This window comes from Granulosicoccus sp. 3-233, from assembly GCF_052681095.1.
Map to the genome: position 1 here is coordinate 5,339 of NZ_JBQYLE010000035.1, position 353 is coordinate 5,691.

A 353-nucleotide genomic window follows, 5' to 3' on the forward strand; every position below is an offset into this window, starting at 1 on the left:
GTTTTCACCGAGAGTGATTTGGGAGACGGGATTGGAATCAGCGCCGACAATGCGAGGGTTGGCAACCAGATCAACCCGCCCAGCCGCATAGGCAAGCGCACTTTGACTTAACAGAACTATAAGGCCAATAAAAACAATTATATAACGAGAAAATAGAACTGTGTTTGATAGTCGAATAGTCCTGTTACGCATAATAATATCCTTTTACCCGGGATTTTTAATGGAGCAATCGTTATATACAACCGGGAGTATGCCAAAGTCAGCTCCAAGCTGAAAGGTACCCGTTCACTGCATAGCCACTGCGTGAAGCCGGTTCAGGCTTGAGGTAGCAGCCCGGGCGGGTCGAATACGAA